At 72.4% G+C, this 15,559-nt stretch carries 28 protein-coding genes; 2 read left to right on the top strand and 26 right to left on the bottom strand.

Annotated elements, in window-relative coordinates; translation table 11 throughout:
* Nucleotides 1-10: 10 nt before the first annotated feature.
* The 3 genes from ACIQNG_RS25605 to ACIQNG_RS25595 all read right to left on the bottom strand — a co-directional run bounded on the left by ACIQNG_RS25605 (nt 11) and on the right by ACIQNG_RS25595 (nt 2,655).
* Nucleotides 11-1,660, bottom strand: a complete 1,650-nt coding sequence (locus tag ACIQNG_RS25605; protein WP_401488095.1) for a hypothetical protein — start codon at nt 1,658-1,660, stop codon at nt 11-13.
* Entirely contained in the window at nt 1,644-2,135 is a 492-nt protein-coding gene (locus ACIQNG_RS25600) for a hypothetical protein (protein ID WP_401488092.1), read from the bottom strand. The genes ACIQNG_RS25605 and ACIQNG_RS25600 overlap by 17 nt, the downstream gene beginning before the upstream one ends.
* A gap of 148 nt (nt 2,136-2,283) precedes the next feature.
* Nucleotides 2,284-2,655: an HNH endonuclease gene (locus tag ACIQNG_RS25595; protein WP_401488091.1), complete on the bottom strand. Its 372-nt coding sequence runs from the start codon at nt 2,653-2,655 to the stop codon at nt 2,284-2,286.
* 92 nt (nt 2,656-2,747) lie between these two features.
* Between ACIQNG_RS25595 and ACIQNG_RS25590 the strand changes: the two genes are divergently transcribed.
* Together ACIQNG_RS25590 and ACIQNG_RS25585 are read left to right on the top strand one after the other, a co-directional pair.
* Complete coding sequence (locus ACIQNG_RS25590; protein ID WP_401488089.1) at nt 2,748-2,984, top strand: hypothetical protein; 237 nt, start codon at nt 2,748-2,750, stop codon at nt 2,982-2,984.
* A 12-nt stretch (nt 2,985-2,996) separates the two neighbouring features.
* Nucleotides 2,997-3,191 (top strand): hypothetical protein, encoded by a 195-nt coding sequence (locus ACIQNG_RS25585; protein ID WP_401488088.1) that lies wholly within the window; start codon nt 2,997-2,999, stop codon nt 3,189-3,191.
* Between the two features lie 63 nt (nt 3,192-3,254).
* Here the strand turns inward: ACIQNG_RS25585 and ACIQNG_RS25580 are convergent, their stop codons facing one another.
* The 23 genes from ACIQNG_RS25580 to ACIQNG_RS25470 all read right to left on the bottom strand — a co-directional run bounded on the left by ACIQNG_RS25580 (nt 3,255) and on the right by ACIQNG_RS25470 (nt 14,865).
* Complete coding sequence (locus ACIQNG_RS25580; protein WP_401488086.1) at nt 3,255-3,854, bottom strand: hypothetical protein; 600 nt, start codon at nt 3,852-3,854, stop codon at nt 3,255-3,257.
* 121 nt (nt 3,855-3,975) lie between these two features.
* Nucleotides 3,976-4,221 (bottom strand): MerR family transcriptional regulator, encoded by a 246-nt coding sequence (locus ACIQNG_RS25575; RefSeq protein ID WP_401488084.1) that lies wholly within the window; start codon nt 4,219-4,221, stop codon nt 3,976-3,978.
* Between the two features lie 120 nt (nt 4,222-4,341).
* Nucleotides 4,342-4,737, bottom strand: coding sequence for a hypothetical protein (locus ACIQNG_RS25570; protein WP_401488082.1), 396 nt, complete (start codon nt 4,735-4,737; stop codon nt 4,342-4,344).
* 172 nt (nt 4,738-4,909) lie between these two features.
* A complete protein-coding gene (locus tag ACIQNG_RS25565; protein WP_401488079.1) occupies nt 4,910-5,311 on the bottom strand; it encodes a hypothetical protein in 402 nt (133 codons plus the stop codon).
* A 164-nt stretch (nt 5,312-5,475) separates the two neighbouring features.
* Complete coding sequence (locus ACIQNG_RS25560; RefSeq protein WP_401488077.1) at nt 5,476-5,859, bottom strand: hypothetical protein; 384 nt, start codon at nt 5,857-5,859, stop codon at nt 5,476-5,478.
* 154 nt (nt 5,860-6,013) lie between these two features.
* The gene (locus ACIQNG_RS25555) at nt 6,014-6,223 is read right to left on the bottom strand and encodes a hypothetical protein (protein ID WP_401488076.1); all 210 of its coding nucleotides are present in this window, start codon (nt 6,221-6,223) and stop codon (nt 6,014-6,016) included.
* 44 nt (nt 6,224-6,267) lie between these two features.
* Nucleotides 6,268-6,807: a hypothetical protein gene (locus ACIQNG_RS25550; protein ID WP_401488073.1), complete on the bottom strand. Its 540-nt coding sequence runs from the start codon at nt 6,805-6,807 to the stop codon at nt 6,268-6,270.
* A gap of 66 nt (nt 6,808-6,873) precedes the next feature.
* On the bottom strand, nt 6,874-7,560 hold the full coding sequence (locus ACIQNG_RS25545; RefSeq protein WP_401488070.1) for a hypothetical protein: 687 nt from the start codon (nt 7,558-7,560) through the stop codon (nt 6,874-6,876).
* Nucleotides 7,557-7,781 (bottom strand): hypothetical protein, encoded by a 225-nt coding sequence (locus ACIQNG_RS25540; RefSeq protein WP_401488068.1) that lies wholly within the window; start codon nt 7,779-7,781, stop codon nt 7,557-7,559. Before ACIQNG_RS25540 ends, ACIQNG_RS25545 begins: the two co-directional genes overlap by 4 nt.
* A complete protein-coding gene (locus ACIQNG_RS25535; RefSeq protein WP_401488066.1) occupies nt 7,778-8,008 on the bottom strand; it encodes a hypothetical protein in 231 nt (76 codons plus the stop codon). Before ACIQNG_RS25535 ends, ACIQNG_RS25540 begins: the two co-directional genes overlap by 4 nt.
* Nucleotides 8,005-8,226 (bottom strand): hypothetical protein, encoded by a 222-nt coding sequence (locus tag ACIQNG_RS25530; RefSeq protein ID WP_401488064.1) that lies wholly within the window; start codon nt 8,224-8,226, stop codon nt 8,005-8,007. The genes ACIQNG_RS25535 and ACIQNG_RS25530 overlap by 4 nt, the downstream gene beginning before the upstream one ends.
* 1 nt (nt 8,227) lies before the next feature.
* Entirely contained in the window at nt 8,228-8,725 is a 498-nt protein-coding gene (locus ACIQNG_RS25525) for a hypothetical protein (protein WP_401488062.1), read from the bottom strand.
* Nucleotides 8,722-9,054, bottom strand: a complete 333-nt coding sequence (locus ACIQNG_RS25520; protein WP_401488060.1) for a hypothetical protein — start codon at nt 9,052-9,054, stop codon at nt 8,722-8,724. The genes ACIQNG_RS25525 and ACIQNG_RS25520 overlap by 4 nt, the downstream gene beginning before the upstream one ends.
* Before the next feature lie 25 nt (nt 9,055-9,079).
* Nucleotides 9,080-10,423: a hypothetical protein gene (locus ACIQNG_RS25515; RefSeq protein ID WP_401488058.1), complete on the bottom strand. Its 1,344-nt coding sequence runs from the start codon at nt 10,421-10,423 to the stop codon at nt 9,080-9,082.
* A gap of 112 nt (nt 10,424-10,535) precedes the next feature.
* A complete protein-coding gene (locus ACIQNG_RS25510) occupies nt 10,536-10,835 on the bottom strand; it encodes a hypothetical protein (protein ID WP_401488056.1) in 300 nt (99 codons plus the stop codon).
* A gap of 404 nt (nt 10,836-11,239) precedes the next feature.
* Entirely contained in the window at nt 11,240-11,701 is a 462-nt protein-coding gene (locus tag ACIQNG_RS25505; RefSeq protein WP_401488054.1) for an HTH domain-containing protein, read from the bottom strand.
* Nucleotides 11,698-12,321, bottom strand: a complete 624-nt coding sequence (locus ACIQNG_RS25500; RefSeq protein WP_401488052.1) for a hypothetical protein — start codon at nt 12,319-12,321, stop codon at nt 11,698-11,700. The genes ACIQNG_RS25505 and ACIQNG_RS25500 overlap by 4 nt, the downstream gene beginning before the upstream one ends.
* 68 nt (nt 12,322-12,389) lie before the next feature.
* Nucleotides 12,390-12,788, bottom strand: coding sequence for a hypothetical protein (locus tag ACIQNG_RS25495; RefSeq protein WP_401488050.1), 399 nt, complete (start codon nt 12,786-12,788; stop codon nt 12,390-12,392).
* 26 nt (nt 12,789-12,814) lie between these two features.
* Nucleotides 12,815-13,054, bottom strand: coding sequence for a hypothetical protein (locus tag ACIQNG_RS25490; RefSeq protein ID WP_401488048.1), 240 nt, complete (start codon nt 13,052-13,054; stop codon nt 12,815-12,817).
* On the bottom strand, nt 13,051-13,215 hold the full coding sequence (locus ACIQNG_RS25485) for a hypothetical protein (RefSeq protein WP_401488046.1): 165 nt from the start codon (nt 13,213-13,215) through the stop codon (nt 13,051-13,053). The genes ACIQNG_RS25490 and ACIQNG_RS25485 overlap by 4 nt, the downstream gene beginning before the upstream one ends.
* A complete protein-coding gene (locus ACIQNG_RS25480) occupies nt 13,212-13,361 on the bottom strand; it encodes a hypothetical protein (protein WP_401488044.1) in 150 nt (49 codons plus the stop codon). Before ACIQNG_RS25480 ends, ACIQNG_RS25485 begins: the two co-directional genes overlap by 4 nt.
* A complete protein-coding gene (locus tag ACIQNG_RS25475) occupies nt 13,358-13,975 on the bottom strand; it encodes a hypothetical protein (protein ID WP_401488042.1) in 618 nt (205 codons plus the stop codon). Before ACIQNG_RS25475 ends, ACIQNG_RS25480 begins: the two co-directional genes overlap by 4 nt.
* A complete protein-coding gene (locus ACIQNG_RS25470; protein WP_401488040.1) occupies nt 13,972-14,865 on the bottom strand; it encodes a hypothetical protein in 894 nt (297 codons plus the stop codon). The genes ACIQNG_RS25475 and ACIQNG_RS25470 overlap by 4 nt, the downstream gene beginning before the upstream one ends.
* Nucleotides 14,866-15,559 lie beyond the last annotated feature (694 nt).

Raw genomic sequence — 15,559 nt, 5'->3', positions numbered from 1 at the left:
ACGCCCCCCTTCACGATCCGTAGTAGTAGGACACGTCCGGCTCCGCCAGCCCGGCCGCGATCACATCGCCCCACGCCTCATGCGCCAGCACCGACGCCACCGAGACGTCGATCTTCTGAGCAGGGGACGCCTTGCGCAGCACGTACAGGCCGGACGGGCGTTCGGCCTTGCGGGTGTTCTCGATGTGCGATTGCGTCCACTCGCACCCGTCGTGCGTGAACGCCGCAGCACGCGCCCCGTCCTGCGTGTTCCGCTTCAGGACGTCCGTGCGCAGCCGCTCGGCCGCCGCATGCATCTGCACCAGGCGTCGGGTGTACCAGCGGATCACCCGCTCCTCGCCGTACTGGTCCACCCAGTCGTCACACTCGGTGTCCCAGTACGGCGGGTCGATGTACAGGCGTACGACGTCGTAGCGGCGCATGAGCTGGTCCATCGCCGCCCGCACCTCGGCGCGCGGCACCTGCCCGCCGTAGTCCGCCGGGTTCCAGATCGTCGGCTGGTCGTCCGCCCCGTACAGCGGGGTGAACTGGTAGCCGTCCATGGTCTGGGCGCGAATCGCGGTCCAGTCGTCCATGTCGGAGCCGTCGAACCCGAGGACGATCCGTGCTCCCGCGCGGACCCGCCGTTTGCGGGCCTTCGCCGCCCACTTCGTACCGTCCAGCCACGATGCCGTACCGGCCACGCACCGGTTCCCGAAGAACCGCTCGGCCTGCGCCGGGTCCTTCTCCATGATCTCGGCGCACTCCGCCTCGATCGCGTCCAGGTCGACGTGCGACGAGCCTGCGTACACGGTCCGGAAGATGCGGCGGCGCTGCCGCTTGTCCCCGAAGCTCAGGGACTTCGGGGCCTTGGGGTGGTACTTGAAGACGTCCCGGGCCTTCGCCTGGGACGTCGTCTGTGCCACCGACTCCTCGGACGGGTCCCAGGCGTTCGTGGTCTCCATGCTTCGGCCGCCCATGCCGGCCGCGCCGCGCCGCTGGGTCTCGGCGACCTTCCGCAGTTTGTTCGCCGCGGTGTACAGGCCGGACTCGTCCTGCAACGCGAAGATGATCGGATTGCCCAGCCGGGACAGCGCGGACGAGGTGACGACGTCAATCTGCCCGTCCTCCCCGATCCGCGCGAACTCCTCGCCCGCCCGGATCCGCTCGGACAACGGGCCCTTCTTCACCATGCTCTTGAGCGGCCGGTAGACGTTGGCCACCTGGTCCTCGGACGTCGCGGTCAACTGGATCAGCGGGGTTGGCCAGGGCGTCCCCATCGGTTCGCCCGCCTGGTACTGGTACCACCAGCCGCACCCGCAGCCGTGGTCCGCGCAGATGAACCGCTCACCCCCACGTGCCCACCCGCCGAAGACGACGGGCCCGCACGCTTCGGCCAGCACGACCGTCGCCGACCACGGGCCCTTGCCCGTCTTCTGCGGTGCGACCACCTGCGAGCGCCGGTTGTGGAACGCCGGCGCCAGTTGCCCCACCCTTGCCGCCGGCTTCACCCGGTAGTGGTTGACGGTGCACCACAGCTGCCACGGGTAGAGCTGGAGATCCTCACCTGCCCGGAACCCGTCCGGGACCGGGCAGTGACGCTCTATCCAGTCCGGCACGACCCACAGCGTGGGGAAGTCGACAACGAACTCGGCCGCTTCGGGCTCACGCCCCGGGGGCACGGAGCGGCACGACCTTCATGCGGTCGCGGGCGGACGGCCGCCGAGGCGCCGGCGGCCCGCTCTCGTCCGCCGGTCCGGCCGCTGCGGTGCCGGGCTCACCCGGGGAGACCTTCCACCGGTTACGGAGCATGCCCTGCACGGACAGACCGAGGCTGTCGAGGTACTGCCGGGCGAGCTTGCGCACGTCCACCTTCGCGCCGGGCTGCTCGGCCTCGGCGAGGCAGCGCACGAAAAGCGCCACCTCGAACTCCTGGCCCAGCTCCTCCCACATGACCGCCTGCGGGCGCTCCCACAGCCCGCACCACAGGTCCCACTCCCGGTCGGTGGCCTCGGTCAGCGGCCAGCCGGGCGGCAGCCCGGGGCGGCCCTCGTAGGGCAGGAGCGTCCATCCGGCCTTGTCGGAGGGCCGGTTGCGGCGCAGCGCGGCCGGGTCCGGCGGCGGTCCCGAGACCGTACGGGCTCCCCCACGGGGCATGGCGATCCCTCCTCCGTACCGCGTTGCGCAGCATCAGACGACCGTCACCTTGCGTAACGATCTTGACCCTTTGAACCTGACCGGCCCCCCGGAGCCCTCCCCGGCGTTCCGGACCCCCTGCATGCCGGGGGTCACCCCCCACCCCTGGTCACTGTGCGCGGTCGTTCCAGCCTCCGGGCTGGTGCCTCGCGGTCTCACGCGAGTGGTGAGCCTTCGTCATCGCCTGAAGGTTCGCCGGGTCGTGACCACGCGGACCCTGGGGCCCGAGGCCGTCGCGGTGGTTGACCTCGGTCGCCCTCGGCCTCACCAGGGCGGGAAGGGCCTCGCACTCGTCACACTCGCAGTACGGATGGTCGCGGAGGTAGGCGGCCCTGGTGCGGCCCCATCGCGCGTCGTAGCCCCTGGAGGCCGGGCTGGGGCGCTGCCGTGCGGCAGCGCGCTGGCAGGGCTCGCAGCGTCCCTGGGGAGTGAGGCGGGGGCAGCCGGGGGTGGGGCAGACCTGGAGCGCTCTACGTGGCATGGGGCCTCCTCCTCCGGGTGTGTGACGCAGGACACGGGTGGAGTGTCGCCGGAGTGCCGACGGCCGGCCGGGGTGGTCGCGACCATGGGGGCATGGATGACGAGTTGACGGTCCGTGCACTTCGCCTCTTGGCGGCGCACTACCGGGCCAGGGCCTCCGTCCTGGAGGCGGAGGCAGCTGCACTTCGTCTGGGTACGTCGGTGCGGCGGTTCCTTGATCTGCTGACGGAGGCGGAGGCCCGGGAGATTGCTGGGCACCCGGATCTGGCGGAGCTGAATGTACTGCTGAACGCCTTGTACGAGCGTCCGCGTGACGAACCCGCGCCCTGAGCACAGGAGTCCATGACCATGCAGTCAGACCGCGCCGATGTCCGTGACCAGCAGATTGCCGACCTGCGGGACGCGCTGGCCCTCGCGGTCCGGTGGATCGCCTACTCGGCCGGGCAGCAAGCGGCCGACGATCCAATGGCCGCCGAGCAGTTGATGCACCTGTCCGATGACCTGGAGGCGGTCCTGAGCCGCACCGCACCGCAGTGACGGAATGCGCGGCGGGCTGTCCGGGGTGTGGTCACCGCCGGAGCAGCCCGCGCGTGCCGTTCGTCAGCAGGACTCTTCGAACTTCACCGCGCCGAGGGTGACGGGCTGGCCGTCCAGATCCTCGCCCGCGGCGGGTTCCTGGTCGCACACCTGCCAGTTGGACTCGACCAGAACCATGCGGTCCTCGCCGGAGATGTCGTTGACGGTGAGGCTGGTGCTGCTGTCCAGGGCGTCGCGGGCGACGGACACGGCCTTGCCCTTGAAGTCCGGCATCGAGGCGCCGGCGGCTTCCGGTGCTTCGACGTCTTCCTTCGGGCATTCCTCTTCGAGTTTCACCGTGCCGAAGTCGACTTCGGTGTCGGTGGAGTGCTCACCGGCCTCGGGGGTCTGGGAGCAGACCTTCCAGTTGCGGTCCAGGGCCTGCATGCGGTCGCGGCCGAGGGCGTCGTGAGAGGTGAGGCTGTAGAAGCCGGCCTCTTGCGCGTCGTCCTGGGCGGACTGGAGGCCCTTGCCGGTCATGTCGGGCAGCGTGCCCCTCTCGCCCTTCTCGCCCTTCCCGGCCGCCTTGTCGGAGGAGGTGCCGCTGTCGGTGCCGGTGCCGCATCCGGTGAGTGCGAGTGCCAGTAAGGCCGTCGCGGCTGCTGCTGCGGTACGTGTGCGCATGGTGTCCCCCCAGGGATCCGTAGGTGAGGAGCATCATCCGGAGCGCTGGGGGGCTGCGAGGGCAGTGTGACGCGTCTGTGACGGATGTGACGGGTCTGTGACTGACCGGAGCCGCGCGGGGTCAGGGTGTGGGGATGCCGGCGAGGCGCAGGGCGCGGGCCCGGGTGGCTTTCTCGGCGCGGGCGAGGTCGGCGAGGGCGTAGAGGGGCCGGTTGTGCTCGTCCAGGCCGGCGGGTGCGAGGTGGCCGCGGGCCACCCAGTTGCAGATGGCGGAGCGGGTGACGGCGGCGGCGTGCGCGCTGCGGCTGCGGCGCCAGCGGGTGGCCAGTTCGGCGGCCTCGGCGCCGGTGTAGAGCCCGTGGGGCATGTGTGTCTCCCCCGGTGACGTGCTTCAGCCCCCGGCGTGGCGGGGGCTGTGGTGGTTGGGCACACGTGTGGTGCTGGCTCTATGTTCACGCTAAGTGCCGATCTTGTCCAGCGCGTTCGGTCAGGATGTGCTGCGGCGGTAGCCGCGGCGGCTCGCGAGTGCGCGCATGGCGGTCGCGCCCGCCCAGCGCTTTACGCCGTCTGCTGTGTCGTCGGGTTCAGGCCAGCGGTCCCGCGTGAGGTCCGCCCGGATGGTCCCGGCCTTGATGCCGATGCCGGCGGCTTCCAGCTGCTGGGCGGTGTAGAGCCGGTGCGGCTCCAGGTCGACGGTCTCGCGCTCGATGTGGTCACGGACGAAGCGGGCGACGTCCCGGGCCAAGTACTCCTTGTACCGGCCGCGTTTGCCGACCGGGGCGGGCCAGTGCGGGTGCTGGCCCCAGCTTTTGGTCACGGTGTGGAGGCTCACGCCGTACTTGGCGGCGATCTCGGGATTGATCAGGCCGGGTCGGTCTACCATGGTGGTGATTCTCCTTTGCGGAGTTTTCAACTGGTGGGGCCGACGCTCTCTCACCCCCGGGTGACCGGGGACGGTGTCGGCCCCTTCTTGCTGCGTGAGAGCGGGCGGGGCGTGTTGGGTTCCGGGAGGAGAGGGGCCGCCCCCGGCTGGCTGCCGGGGGCGGGAGGGGCTGTTACGGCTGGCTGCCGTCCGGCTCCTCTTCGTCGTCCTCGATCGTCTCGATCCACGTAGTGATCCGCACGAGGGCGAATTCGATGCAGTCGAGCCTCCAGGGGGCGGGTCCGGCGAGCTTTGTGATGCTCACCATCTCGTATGCCACGAACCAGTCGAGCACCAGGTGCTCGAAGGCCCTCTTGCGGCTCTCGGAGATCGGCTCGTCCGAGATCACCGTTCGCACCCGGTTGAGTGCCAGCAGGATCTCCCCGGTGTCCCCTTCGTCGTCCACGACCTGGAGCAGGTCCGGGATGATGACGGGGACCGGGAGTTCCTGAAGGAGGCTTGCGATGTACGCGTACGCCCCCGTGGTCGCCTCGGCGAGCATGAGGAATCGCTCCCTGCTGTCGTGATCTGCCACGACGCTTCTCCTCTCTGGAATTTTCAACTGGTGTCAGTTCCGGGGCTCTCACCCCCCGCCCTGACATCTCTAACTTTACAGCATTCATCACTAGAATTGCAATACCCTGTGTGCGGGAAAAGAGGAGCGCCCCCCGGCTGGCTGCCGGGGGGCGCTCGGTCGGACTAGTCGGGCTGGATGGTCATCAGCCAGCGGGCGAGATCCTTGAGTGCTTCTTCGGCGTGAGTGAGATTGATGCCCACCCCGTGGGCCCTGGTCTCCTCGTACTGCCCCAGGCACAGCCGGTAGAGGTCAACGGCGGCCAGGAGGTGGATGCACCCGGTGAACAGCCGGGCCTCCTGAAGCTCGCTCATGGGTTGGTCCGACGCGAGTTCGGCCGCCCGCCGGATCGCGGGGAGCGCCTCGACGGCCGTGACCTGCCTCTCGGTCGGCATGCCGATCGGTACGGGCAGGTTCGCGCAGACGTCGACCAGAATGGTGTACGCCAGCGAGATCCCGTGGGCCAGGGCCTCCATCATCTCGGCCTGGTCGTCGTCATGGTCAGCCATGACTGTCCTCTCTCTTTGGAGTTTTCAACTGGTGTCGGCCGGGGGCTCTCACCCCCCCTTCCGACATGACTAACTTTACAGCATTCGCATCTAGAATTGCAACACCCCGGGGTGTGGGAAAGGGGCGGCCACCCGACCGCCCCTCACCCCTGGATCAGGCCCGCTCGAAACGCACCAGGTCGCCACCGTCGACCACGGCGACCAGCTCGGCGCCCGGCAGATCGGCACGGGCCATTCCGGTCTCCCTCACCAGCCGATCCACTGGCACCCGCTCGGGGTCGGAGTGGTCACGGTGAGGGGTCGTGATCTCGGCCTGGTCGCCGAACAGCAGCACCACGCGGACGGGAATTCGCTCGGTGGACATGGGGAACTTCCTCTCGGTCGGGTGTACCGGGCGCTTGCCGCGCGTCAGTCCCACAGTTTCAGGGACTTCGCGTCGAGGTCGGGGTGGCGGGTGTCGGGCGGGTAGGCGTCCGGGGTGCGGAGTCCGAGGGCCCAGGCGGTGACGGCGTACTCGAAGCCGTGGCGGTGGCGGTGGTAGTTGCCCACCAGGCTGGTCAGGCAGTTCGCGACGGCCTGGGCGTAGGGGCTGTGGGTCGGGTCGGGCGGGGGGCCGTCCGGGCAAGCCGCGGTGCGGCGGCGGGTGTTCTCCAGGCGGGGGTCGGCCATGAGCGTGCGGAGGGCCTGGTGCCAGGCGTGCAGCTCCCCGGCCCGCCTGCGCAGAGCGCCTGCCGTGCCGAGGCCGGGGTGCGCCGCAAGGAGGTCGGCCAGATCGAAGTATCCGGGCAGGTGGCTGGCTTCGTAGTACGTGAGCAGCGCCTCGGCCTCGTCCTCGGTGTAGCCGCTGGTGTGGTAGGCGCAGAGATCGAGGAGGCTGTTTCCGCGTGTGCTGGCTGGCAGCTGCTGAGGCGGCGGGGGCGGCTGGTCCATGGGGTCCTCTCGTGACATGTAGGGCTGAGTGTGCTGGCCCGTACGGGCCGCTGCACGCTCGGTGGCCACAATGACCGGTTTCTGTCAGGCGGCGTTCAGGACCGTGCGGGCGTGCGCGGCGTACGCGTCGGGGTCGAGGTGGTGGCCGCACGCCTCACAGGTGATGCCCCACCGTCCGTCCACCGCGGCCAGGGCGTATGCGTCGCACTCGGGGCAGGGTGCGCTCTGCGGGTGCTTGTGGGGGACGGCGTGGGTGAGGTCGCGTATCCGGGTGGTCAGGCGGCCGAGCTGGTGGTGGAGGTCGCCGATCCAGGGGTGGGCGGCGGCGTAGGGGAGGTAGGCGGTGAGCCAGGCGCACCAGCCGGGCACGGCGCGGCCTGCGCGCGGCACGGCCTGCGCGCATCGGCCGCTGTGGACGGTGCCGTGCCGGTCGCGGGTGACGGTGGGGTAGGTGTATGCGATGTATCCGGCCCAGGCGGAGAGCAGGGCGAGGAGCGGCGCCTCGCCGTCGTCGTCGGGGCCGGTGGGGTCGGCCCGGCCGGGGCCGAGCAGGTTGAGCACGCGGAGGTCGGCCGGTACGGTGGCGCGGCCGGCGCCGCCGGGGCGGCCGGCGTCCCGGCCGCCGGCGGGGGCCACGAACTCCTCGGCGAGGAGCTGCGCCAGGGCGGGGAGTTCGGCGAGCCAGGCGCGCAGGTCGGCGCCGTGTCCGGGGCAGATGTGGGTGCCCGGGGTGGTGTCGCGGTGGCAGACGGCGCAGTCGGCCATGGTCATGCCTCCTTCGCGGGCGGGGTCGGCCGGGCGGGTGTCTCGGTGTCGGTGAGGGCCGCGCGGATTCGGGCAGTCGCGGCGTGGATGGCGGGGTCTTCGGTGGCTGTGTCGATGGCGTCGAGGTCGGCGACGACGGTGTTGGGCACGGGGACAGTACGGGTGCGCCGGAGGGGTTGCCCTTTGCGCATGGTGATCGCTCGGGCCCGGCGCTCGTGCTGGTTCATGGGGTCCTCCAGGTCAGGCGTGGGTGCGCTGTTCCCTGGTCCTGGTCTCGGGCGCCCTCGTCTTGCAGCCAGCGGGTGGTGGCGAGGTGGGCCGCTGCCCGCCACGGGTCTTCGGGGAGGTCGCCGGAGGGTCGGGTTTCTCCGGGGTAGCGCTGCTGGGCGGGTGCGGGTGGTGTCTGGTGGGCGAGTGCGGTGAGGGCTGCGGCGCGGCGATCGGCAAGGCTCACGGCCGGGCCTCCTTAGCCGTCTGGGCGGTGGGGTCGGTGTACTCGGGCACGGCGCTTCTCCTTGGTCTGGCTGTGCCGCGCGCCGCATGGACGACGGCCCGGGTGAGGGCGAGGGCGGCGTGGAGGGCGAGGGTGGCGGCGAGGGAGACCAGGGCGAGCCAGGCGAGGAAGGCCCATCCGAGAGTCCAGATCGTGTCGAGGGCTTCGCCGATCAGCACGTCAGGCCCCCTTCACGGGTGTGGCCGGGACGGCAGGCTCGGTGAGCGCCCGGACGGCGGCCCGGTAGCGGCGGGCCTTCGCCACCGTGGCGGCGTCCCAGCCGTGCCGGTCGGCCATCTCCTCCATGGCGCCGTGCGTGCAGGTGTCGTCGTGCTCCGCCTGCTCGCAGTCCCAGCCGCAGAGGACGGCCCAGAGCCACGCATCGACCCGATAGGTGCCCCAGTCGCGGCTGCTGGTCGCGATGAGGGTGTGCAGTCCGTCGAGGGCGGCGGCCAGCGTCTTGGCGTCGGGCTGCTGCTGATCCCCGGCGGGCGTGGTGGTCACCGTGGCTGCTCCTGGTGGGGTGATCTGGTAGCCGCTGCTCAGCAGGTACATCTCCACCTGGTCGGCGGCGGTGGTGGTGTCGGGCGGCCGGGACGGGTCGGCGGTGAGCCACCAGTCGTCCAGGGCGGCGGCGATGATCTGCCGGGGGCCGGTGGGCACGGGGCGGCCGGTCATCGCTGCCACCTGACGGGGCGTACGCCGTGGCGGGTGCGGGTGGTGGTGGGCCGTGTGGTGCGGGGTGCGGGTGTGGGACAGGTGAGGCGGTGGAGGGGGTGGAGGTTTTCGCCGGCTTCGGGGGTGGGGCGTTCGCGGGTGAGCTGCCGGGTGAGCCAGCGGCCGGTGTGGTCCTGCCGTACGGCCTGGTTGCCTGCGGGGTCGCGGTCGGGGTCGACGGCGAGCGGAACCCGGTTCTTGGCGGTGACGCACCAGATCACGGTGGCGAGGCACCGGGGGCAGGGGGCGTAGCCGTTGGGGGTGGGCGGGCGCGGTGTCGGCTGGTACATCGCAGGGTGGGTCCTTCCGGGTGGGTCAGGTGCCGGTGGGTGGGCAGGCGGCGCAGGTTCCGGCGGGCAGGGGGGTGCGGCTGGGGCGTTGGCAGGTGCCGCATTCGTGCCAGGCCGGGGTGGTGTCCGGTGGTGGGTGGGCGAGTTCTTCGCAGGCTTTGCAGGGCTGGCCGGTGAAGGCGAGGTAGCCCCAGTGGCAGCCGGGGCTGCCGCATCTGCTGCGGGCGGGGAGGACTGCGCCGAGGAGCCAGCGGCCTGGGTCGCGGATCGCTTCGGTGGGGGTCCAGGCGCGCATGCGGGTGATCTGGTCGCGGATGTCGTCCGGCCAGATCCCTGCGTCCAGCTGGCGGCCGATCTCGCGCCCGATGCGCCGCATCACGAACTGCCGGACGCCGGGCAGCAGGTCGTGCACGGGCTCCAGGACGTGCCAGACACGCGGGCTGAGGGTCAGCGGGCCCTCGTAGGCCGGGGGCACCGGGGCGGCTGTCCGGGCCCGCAGCGCGGCCGGGACGTCCCCGCCCGCAGTGCTGCTACCGCCGGTATCCACAGGCGCAGCACCCCACTTACGGTCACTTCGCCTACGGCGGAAGGAACCACGGCCCGTGCTTCCACGGTCGTTCAGTGGCTGGTGGTCTTCCTTAGACGCGAGGGATCCGGCATCAAGATCGGGTCCCGATCCGTCATCAGGGTCAGGAGTCGCCTCGGGGGGGCCGGCCGGGTGGACGGGGTGGTCGTGCACGGTGATCAGGTGGCGGCCCCGGTACCCGGCGCGCTTGTCCAGGGTGATCCAGCCCAGCGCGTCGAGGTCGGCCAGGAGGCGCGTCACCGATGCCTCGGCGAGGGCCTGGCCCTCCTTCCTGCCGGTGCGGTGGCGCAGCACCCACGCCATCTCGGCGAGGGTGAGCTGGCGTTTCTCGACGGCGTCGGTGTAGCGCAGCAGGAGGTAGAGGCGGTGGAGGATGCCGCGCAGGGTGTCGGCGGCGAGCACGGGCGCGGACACGTACCGCTCACCGGGGCGCAGCGCGCGGGTCCATCGCTCGGCTGTCTGCCCGGTCCCGGTGACCCGGTGCGTGTGCCGCTTGGTGAACAGCTCCGCCACCCCGTCCGCGGCCTCGGTGCCCAGACGGCGCGTGGCACGCTCCACGGTCGACTTCGACACCCCGAGGTACCCGGCGACCTTCTCCACCGCGGCGGTCGACGGCCGGCCCCTGGAGAGCGCCTTGTACTTGACGTAGACACGGGCATCGGAGTCCGCGTATGCGTCGGCCCACACGATCCGCATGGGGACGGTGGTCCACTGCCCGCGCCCCGCGCCACCGGCCCCGCCACGATCGTGGCGGGGCTCAGCGGTGCGGACGGTGGCGTGCACGACGGCCCTTTCCGGGTGCAGGGGCGGAGGGCGGGTCCCGCCCGCCCCGGGGGGGAACAGGGGGGGGCGGGACCCGGTGGCGGCCGTGGGGGTTCGGCCGCCGGTCAGGTGGTCAGCGGACGTAGGCGCTGTGGTGCTGCGCCGTGTGCTCCCGGATCTGGTCCAGGGCGAGGGCAGGGATGGTGAGGACCATCACGGCCTGGCCCTCGCGCGGGCCCTCCTTCAGGCGGCGGGAGCCGAGCCAGCCCCGGGTGCGCAGCACCTGGAGCGCCACCTCGACCTGCCCGGCCGACAGGCCGGTCGCGAGGGCGAGATCGTGCACGCTGGGCTCGGTCTCCGCGTTGATGCGGCCGGTGGCGTGGCTGGCCCTCCACATCAGGTCGTGGCCCACCAGCCGGGCGTGCGGGTGCATGCGGCTCATCCGCAGCCCGAACAGGAAGAACTTGCGGAAGTGCTCGCGCTTGGTGAGGGCGCCGGGGGCGAGGGCGGCCCCGGCGGAGCCCGTGGCCGCCGGCGGTTGGGGCGGTGCGGCGGGTGCCGGGACCGGGGCGGCCGGGGGGGCGGGGGCGGCGGGCGATGTCGCCCGGGGTGGGTGTGCGGGCGGCAGATGGGGTCACGGCGCTTCCTCTCCGGGATCGGGTGCGTGCGGGGGTGTGCGGTGGGCGGGCCAGCCCGGACCGGGCGGGGTCTCGGGGCGGCCCTGCCGCGCGGCCGGGGTGTGCAGGGCGCACCACCAGCCGCCCGGGTACAGCCGTGCGTAGGTCAGCGCGTGCGGTGCGCTGCGTGCGTCGCACGCTCCCGGCCTGCGGCGGCGGGTCACGGGCGGGAAGCGGCAGTGGTCGAGGGCGGGGCGGGGCCGCGGCCCGGATCCGGCGCCGGGCGCAGGGTCATCCCGGTCACGACGAACGGCATCCCGGGCAAAAGGTCGCCGGTGGCGAGGGCGTGGGTGTAGTGCTGCGCCATGGCGCGAACCGCCCGGTAGGTGATCGTCCCGGGGGGCAGGCCGGTCTGGGCGAGGACGGCCAGATCACGGCGCAGGCCCCGCTGGGCCAGGTCCGTCCCGGCCGCCGGTGGCGCAGTGTGCGCCACCGGCCGATCGGCCGCTCCGGCCGGTGGCGCAGATTCGGCCGCCAGCCCGAGAGCGGCCAGATCCCGGCGCACGGTGTCGCGCGAGATCTCCAGCCGCGCGGCCATCTGCCGAAAACTCAGATCCGGTTCGGCCGCCCGCAGGTCGGCCACCCGGCGGCGGCGCAGCGCGCGGGCCGAGGACGGGGTCACCGGCCACCACCCCGGCCACCACCGTTGTGCACGACCAGGCCGTCCCGGACGACCGTCAGCAGATGCGGGCCGGCCTCGAACCAGGCGTCGTACAGGGGGTCGTCGTGTGCCTCGGTCGCGTAGCAGCCGACCATGCCCGCCTGGTCCTCGGCGACGCTGGTGTGGGCGAGCAGGGTCATGCTCAGCAGATGCGGCGCCGGATCGTGAGGCCCGGCTCCACTGCTGACGAGGTAGGTCTCGCCGAAGGGCAGGAAATCAGCGGCGGCCGGTACATGCAGGTGGACCACGTCGCCCGGCCGGAGCGGGTACCAGGGCGCGCTGGTGAGCTGCTCGTGCCCGGCGGTCAGCGCGTCGATCTCACCGGCCAGGTCACGGCGGCGCTTGGCGTCCTCGGCCCGCGCCAGGGGGCTCGCCGTGTCGTCGTCCCGGCGACGCCCGTACAGGGCGGTGAGCACGGTCTCCGCGACGGCCTCGGCGCGGCCGGACCAGGTGTGCCGGGGCCCGGTGCCACCGGGGAGCATCTCCGTCACCTGGACGGTCAGGTGGGCGGGGGCGGCACCGGGGATCAGCGCCTCGACCGCCTCGGTCGCGATCTCCAGTTCCACACTGCTGTGGGGCATGGCTGTGTCCTTCGGTTGGTGCCCCGGGCGGCCGGACAGGGCACGGCCGCCCGGGGGGATCAGGGGGATCAGGGAGTGCTGGAGGTAGTAGGGGTGGTGGGGCGTGCGCCGCGGCCGTGGGTGGTGACGGCCGCGGTGACGTGGTAGCCGTCGCCGCTGAGGTCGGCGGCCTGGGCGGCGGCGATGCGGCGGGCCTCGGTCTCGTCCAGGCCCGGTATCTCCCGCAGCAGCCGGTCTGACAGCACCGGGACCACCGCCTCGGCGATCCGGCCGCGCCGGGTCACCGGCCGGCCGCCCCCCGTCTCCGCGCGTTCCGCGCGGGTGAGCGCCACGTCGATCGCCTCGGCCAGCAGCCGCACGGTCGCCGTCCAGCTCGGGTCGGTGGTGCCGGGCGCGAGGAGCTGCACGACCGTGCCGCGCAACTCGTGCGCGGCCAGCCGCCGGACGGGCTGAGGGTGGCGCAGCACGTCGGCGATGGTCCGTATCCGCGACGTCACCGGCCACCGCCCGACCGCATCGGGACCGCACGCAGCTCGGCCCGCGTGCGGGCGAGGACCGCGCACCGGCCCGCGCACCACCAGTGCGCGCCGGCCCCGTCCCCGGCCCCGGTGACCGGGACCATCCCGGCGGAGGGGGCCGGGCCGGTGGCCTCGCTGCCGCAGCCGTCCACGGTGCACCGGGCGGCGGCCGCCGCCTCGGCAGGCGGGCGGGACTGCGCCCAGGGGCGGGTCACCGCGCGCTCCGGTGGCTACCGGCCCCGGGGCGGACCACACGGCCCGCCCGTCGGGCCAGGCGGGACAGCCGCATGCCGGGCTGGGTGTCGGCGGCACAGGCGGCCACCAGGACGGCGACCAGGGCGAGCCCGAGCACGATCACCCACGCGACGGCGCTCACCGGCCCTCACCCCGCTCCTCGTGCGCGGCGTCGGCGTCGGCGTCCGGCAGATGGGGCGGAGTCAGGGTCCGGGTGGCATCGCCCACCGGCTGGTCGCCGTGGGTGCTCTTCCCGGACCCGGCCGTGGTGTCCCCGATGGCGCTCATACTGCGGCTCCCTGGGGCTCTGAGAGGCGGTCGGCGATCCACTTGGCGGCTGCGGCGATGGTGCGGGCCGGGCAGTCCTCGTTCGACACACCCCAGTTGAATCGGCTGTATCTGCCCGGCGAGGGCCGCGCGGCCGCCGACCACACGACCCCGCCGCGCTTGCCGCTGCGGCGGGTGATCACACCCACGACATCCGCTTCCGCCGGCCTCGTCACACCTTTGCCGGTCACGAGGAAGTCGTACGGCTCGGCGGAGTCGTACCGGCCCAGCCGCAGCCAGGGCTCACCCGGCCACAGCAGCAGCCCCGCCACCGTGCGGGCGGGCAGCCCGTAGCCGTGCGTCAGGTTCGCGACCGTGCCCCGGCGCACCGACGCGTCCTCGCCACGGACGACCACAGCGGCCTGGCACGACGGGCACACGATCCGCACCGTGCTTCGCTCGTACCGGTCCCCATGGCCGCACTCCTCGTTGGCGCACTTGTGCGCATCCCCGCCGTCACGGCCACGGAACTCGTCGCGATCCGTACGGATGTCGACCAGCCACGACGGCCGCTTGCAGCCCGCCAGATGACCGGGCTGCTCCCACCCCAGGTACGTCTCCAGTACAGAAGTCACCAGGAATCACCCCCGTCGCCGTTCGCCTCGGCCGGTTCGGTGCGGCAGGGGACGAGGTTGGAGTGGGCGTTCTTGCCGCAGCCGCAGCGGTACCCCGTCGGCCCGTACGCCAGCGGGTCGGGCGCCTGCTGGTGAGGGTCGACGGCGGCGGCCTGGTCGTCGGCCGCCAGTTCGGCTGCGGCCCGGGTCAGGGCGGCGGCCACGCAGGGCGGCGAGCAGTACCAGCGCGGGCCGCCCTCAAGGCCGGCGACCTCCACACGGATCCAGCCCCACAACGCCGGGTCGGAGGCGTCGTAGTCGGTCAGGGTCCCGCACTCGCCCACCGCGCAGGGGCCGGTCAGGGCCAGCAGCCGGGCGAGTTCGGCCCGGTGGCTGTCCGTGAGGACCAGGGCAGCGGGGGCGCCGAGCGTGGTGGTGCAGGGCACGAGAGTGTTCTCGTCGTCGGTGTCGCCCGAGGGGCCCATGACCAGGCCACCCCAGTCCAGGGCGAGGGGGGCGCCCGCGCGGGTGTCGCGGCCGTCGACGGCGGCGAGGATCTCCGCGACGCTCATCAGGTCGGTGTCGGGGTGCCCGAGGAGCAGGCGCTGAAGGCGGTCGTAGCGCAGCTTGAAGTAGGCGCCGACCTCCCTGTCACGGAGGTCGTCCAGCTTGGCCTCGTACTCGGCGCGGGCCTGCTCGATCGCGGACCGGGCGATGGCCTGGACCCGCTTGGGGTCGAACAGCAGCCCGGCCGTGTGCTCAGCCTCCGCCAGCTGCGTGGAGGTGGCGGCGGTGTGCCGGTCCATCGTCGCGTCGATCACCGCGGCAGCCGCAGCGACGGGCGAGGAGGGCGCGTCCGAGCCGCCGGGGGCCGGGGGTGGTGTCTCGGGGGTCTGGGATGATGCTGACAAGGTGTCCACTCCTGGGAATCGTTTGGGTGTGGATGCCGAGGGGCCGTTGCCTGGGTGGAGCCGGGCGCGGCCCCGACATGGCAGGTTCAGCCGGTCTTGCGGCGCGGCGGCTTTGCCACGAGGCGAAGAACGGTTGTCGACTCCGCGCGGGCGTTCTTGGGGCGTCTCGTCGGGGGAACCGACTGCGGTGGAGCGGTCGGGCTGGTTTCGCTCCGGTCAAGCTGTCTGATCAGGTCATTTACCTGTCCAGGGGTGAAGCGCCAGGCGCCAGCGACCTTCACGGCCTTGATTTCGCCGCTCCGGGCTCGCTCGCACAGCCAGTACTTCGAGACCCCTATGGCGTCCGCGACTTCGCTCGCGGGGTACAGCAGGCGAGGCAAGCTCACGCCGCACCTCTAGTCGTGGCCATCAGCCGGTCGGCAAGGTATTTCTCGACGTCCTCAATGCTGGAGACAATCCGCCCGTTCCACAGCCAGGTACGTGGTCCGCGCCCCTGGCTGCGCCAGGTGCGTACTGTGTTCGGGCGGACGCCCAATCGAGACGCGATACCTGGGCCGGTCTCACTGTCGTGTAGGTAGATCAGGCCAGATGGTGGGCTCGATCGTGACGGCATTCATCCTCCATCCCGCTTCCCATCCGGACCGAATCACGCGGATCTGGAGATGCAGGCGGCGCAAAAAGCACCAGCACAGCA

This window comes from Streptomyces sp. NPDC091377 (genome assembly GCF_044757045.1).
GTDB lineage: Bacteria > Actinomycetota > Actinomycetes > Streptomycetales > Streptomycetaceae > Streptomyces.
The sequence above is the reverse complement of the archived record's forward strand: the minus strand, read 5'-3'. Positions and strand labels throughout refer to the sequence as shown.